Annotated in this window: 1 protein-coding gene; it reads right to left on the reverse strand. The window is 69.3% G+C overall.

Translation table 11 applies throughout. The annotated features are described in order from the left end of the window. Positions 1-558 precede the first annotated feature (558 nt). Positions 559-3,006: a M28 family peptidase gene (locus tag ETD83_RS40790; RefSeq protein ID WP_205718174.1), complete on the reverse strand. Its 2,448-nt coding sequence runs from the start codon at positions 3,004-3,006 to the stop codon at positions 559-561. Positions 3,007-3,074 lie beyond the last annotated feature (68 nt).

A 3,074-nucleotide genomic window follows, 5' to 3' on the forward strand; every position in this document is an offset into this window, starting at 1 on the left:
CACCACCCCCAACCCGGCCCAGGGCCCAGTACGCGTCCAGCGCTTCGCCCTTTTGTCTGCAGCAGTGTGTCCCTCGCCGTCCGGTCGGCAAGGGAGGGCGTACCGCTCCGGCCATCCAACTGGTGACCAGCTGTCGGTTGCCCGCCAACCCCACTGCGCGCAGCACCTTCGTCCGCGATTGGAGGACACGGGTGCGTGCAACGCGAACTCGGCGGAGCCGACCGTCACAGCGTCTTCCGCCAGCGCCGGTGCCCGCAGTGGGGGGCAGCAGCTCACTGTCCTGCAGCGCTGTGGCAGCCGCTTGCCGGGGCGGCGGAGGGCGGACTGCCAGAGAGTCAGACAGTTGGACCGCGAGAGCCAGACCGGCGGGCTGTGCGGCGGGTATCTGCGCCGGGCGGGCTTTGGCGGTGGCCGTCCGGTTCGTGGTTTGACGCGAGCGCGCCCGGTCTGAACCTCCCTACCCCCTGTGGAGAGAGGACGGACCGGGCACGCTCTAGCCGTGCCGACGGCTGATGCTCCAGCCGTCGAGGGACCGGGCGTCACCGGTCCCGGGGTTGGTCACGATCGCTTGCCGTTGCCGGACGCCCGCTGGGCGCCCACGGCGACCTTCCATAGGGCGTAGGCGATCGCGTCGGAGCAGCGGTCGAGTGCGGTCGTGTTGATGTTGCCGGGGTAGCTGTCGCAGGCCTGGTGGTAGCACCGGTCGAACGCCTGGTTCGCGGTGCCGCCCCACTTCTGCGCCTGGGCGGCGGACTTACGTGCCGGAGCGCCGGTGAACAGGAACGTCGTGGCGATCCCGGCGCTGCGGAACGACCCGTCGTCGCTGCAGCACTCGGCGACCTCCTCCGTCGGCACGTTGATCGAGTCGAAGTACTCCTTCAGGTTCTTCGCCAGCGGCGAGTTGATGTCGTCGATGAAGTAGCCCGGGTTCGGCGAGCCGACCATGTCGAAGTTGAAGTAGCCCTTGATCTTCGACCGGTCGGCGGCCGACAGGCGGCTCACGTAGTACTTCGAGCCGCGCAGGCCCTGCTCCTCGTCGGTCCACCAGGCGAACCGGACGTGGTTGAGCATCGTCGGCTTGGACTGGGCGAGTTGGAGCGCGACCTCCAGCTGGGCCGCGGACCCGGTGCCGTTGTCGTTGATGCCGGGACCCGCCGCGACGCTGTCGAGGTGGGCGCCGAACATGTAGACGTTGTTGTCGTTTCCGCCGGGCCAGTCGGCGACCAGGTTGGGCCCGGCTCCACCGCTGCATCCGGACGCGCAGGCCTGGCGGGCCACGGTGAACCCGGCGGCCTTCAGCTTCTGCTCGATGTAGGACACCGACGCGGTGTAGCCGGGGCCCGTGGACCGGCGGCTGCCGCCGTTGCTGCTGGCGATGGTCTGGAACTGCTGCAGGTGCGCCTTGACACTCTCGACGTTGATGTCAGGCGCCGCCGCTGCTTTTGGGTGGCTGCCACCTCCCACCGTGTAGGCAGTGGCGTTGTTCGCACCCGGGGTGCATGTCGGCTCGCCGGACTGCGCGCCGAGCTGGACGGCGTCCCAGGCGGCCTTGACCTTGTTGAACGACTCGCAGGTGGCGTCGAGGTTCTTCGCCGCGGTCAGCGTCAGCGTCCGGTACCGGGCGTAGCTGGTGCCGGAGGTCTTGAGCATCATCGCGTTGTAGAAGATCTTCGCGGCGTTCATGACGCCGATGCCCGTCAGCTGGCCGCCCTGGCAGACCGGGCTGTTCGGCTTGCCGCCACCGGGCTGGGAGCCCTCGGCGAGCAGGTAGAACCAGTGGTTGCCCGGCCCGGCCGCCTTGTGCACTTCCATCCGCGGCACGGAGGCCGAGTAGCAGTTCGGGTCGTTGTTGACCTGCGACGGGTTGTACATGTTGCGGATCGGGCCCCGCCCGACCAGGTCGACCAGCTCGCCGACGGTGTAGTCGGGGGTGTCGGCCGGGTTGTTGAGGGCGTGCTCGACGACCGCGCCCCACACGTCTCCGACGAACTCCTGGGTGCCACCGCCGGACATGCCGCCCGGAGTGAAGTTGTCGAGCCCGTGACCGAACTCGTGGGCCACCACGTCGGTCGAGGTGATCCACTGGTTGCGCTGGTTGTGGCCGAACTGGGCGTCGGTGCCGTTCCAGTAGGCGTTGACGGCGTTGAGGCCGACCCTCGCCGGGGCCCACTGGTTGTTCCGCAGGCCGGTGCGGCCGAAGGACTTCAGCAGGTCCCAGAAACCGGCGGAGGAGTACATGACGTCCACGCAGCCGGATTCCTTGTCGGTCTTGGACGCGGTGCCCCAGACGTCGTCCGGGCCGGTGAAGATCCGGTTGCCGCTGAAGTCGGCGCAGGTCAGGCCGGCCCGGTTCGGGTCGCGCATCGAGTAGGTGCCGCCGGACTGGGTCGTCCCGAAGGTCAGGTTCGGGCCGCCCCAGATGCCGGTGCCCGTGCCCGCCTGGATGGTCTCCTGCGCGTCGAACCGCTTGCCGGTCAGCGCGTCGATGTAGACCTTCTTCCGGCTCGGCTGCTCGCCGTCGCGGCCCGACACGACCGTCTCCCACGCCAGCCTGGGCTTGGCCAGCGCGTGCACGACGAGGCGTGGCTTGAGCTCGGCCTTGTCCGGCTTGGTCAGCGCGGTACGGGAGCGTCCGGCGGCGGCGGTGTCAGTGACCTTCGGGGTGGTGCCGACCGTGATCTGCTGGTTCTGCGCGACCGACAGGGTGCGGACGCGGCCCTTCCCGTCGGTGGCGATCACGAAGTCGCCGCCGACCACGGGAAGCCCGCGGTAGGTGCGCTCGTAGGCGACGTAGTACTGGTCCCACGGTGTGCCGACCACCTGGGTCCGGACGTACTTCTCGTCCTGGCCGGTGTACAGGTCGGCGGCGTTTCCGGCGATCAGCCGGTCCGCCGACGCCATCGCGGCCGCCTTCGGATCGGCGCCGGGGGCCTGACTGCTCCCGGTGGACGTCATGGCCGGAGCCGCCATGCCCGTGACCACGAGAGCGGTGACCACAGTGGTCACCAGAAGATGATTTCTGCGTTTCACAGCCGCATGCCTCCATCAGAGCGGGGGTGAGGCCGCCCCGCGGG

Origin of the sequence: Actinomadura soli (assembly GCF_005889715.1) — a bacterium.
In the GTDB taxonomy this organism is placed as follows: domain Bacteria; phylum Actinomycetota; class Actinomycetes; order Streptosporangiales; family Streptosporangiaceae; genus Spirillospora; species Spirillospora soli.